This is a genomic window from Rhizobacter sp. P1_G5, assembly GCF_056405435.1.
In genome coordinates this window covers 1-1,014 of sequence record NZ_JBFUCB010001065.1, presented here as the reverse complement: position 1 = coordinate 1,014, position 1,014 = coordinate 1, and the positions used below count along the sequence as shown (strand labels likewise).

General features: G+C 63.8%; 1 protein-coding gene. It reads left to right on the top strand.

Going from position 1 to position 1,014, the window contains the following annotated elements; all coding sequences use genetic code 11:
* Positions 1 to 1,014, top strand: a 1,014-nt coding sequence (locus AC1D12_RS34020) for a hypothetical protein (RefSeq protein ID WP_477845478.1), incomplete at both ends; no start/stop codon positions are given.

Here is a 1,014-nt window from a genome sequence, read left to right as displayed (position 1 = left end):
GGCGTCCTCTTCCACGCCCTCGAGGACTACCCGCCGCTGTCCCTCTTGGTCAACATGACGATGGGCACAGCGCAGGCTGTGGAAGCGCTCGGCGCCAGCATCTTTCCGACCGTCGACAAGCATGTTGCAGACCGGGCAGTCACGGCGCTCGGGGCGCTGGCCTCCAACGCCCGCAAGGCAGTGGATGAACCCAGCTTGTTGCCCTGCCGCGTTCACACATTTTTCCGAGGTCTTCGTGGGCTGTGGGCGTGCATGGATCCCAACTGCACCGCAGTGGACGCTAAGCATCGCGGCGCGGTGGGCAAGCTGTTCACCCAGCCCAAGGAGCTCTGTGACTGCGGCGCCCGTATTCTGGAGTACTTCACCTGTCGTGTTTGCGGCTCGGCCTATGGGCGCGCGTACTGTGACGATCCGTTGAACCCAACGGTCACCTCCCGTGAACCGGGGTCGGTGTTGCACAGCGGGGACCATCACTACGATCATCTGGCGGCACTGGACATATTGCTGGTGCGCCCGCACGAAGATGACTTGGGCGTAGCGGCGAACTACGACCTTGTCTCTGGACTCCTGAACTCTCCGGAGCCGGGGCCTCGCCAGCGTCGCGTGTATCTGCCCCCTAATCGCGTCGCGGAGATCGTGGACGATGACGAGGACGGCGGCGGCAGCTACGCCGCGGAGGCCGGCGTATTCAAGCGCTGCGGGGTCTGCGAACGTCTTGCCTACCAAGGCCGCTCTTCTGTGCAAGACCACGAAACAAAAGGCGATCAGCCTTTCCAGGTGCTCTTGAATCGGCAATTGCAGGTTCAAGCACCGAATGCCGCGGAAGCCACCCGCTTTGCACCCTTGCGCGGGCGCAAGGTGCTCGCCTTCTCGGACTCGCGCCAAGTCGCAGCTCGACTGGCGCCCAACCTTCAGATGTACTCCTCGCGCGATTCGCTGCGCCCGCTCCTGGTTCGTGGCTGGGCACGACTGGCGGCGGTGCCAGGTCTTCAGATGCGCATGGCCGATGTGTAC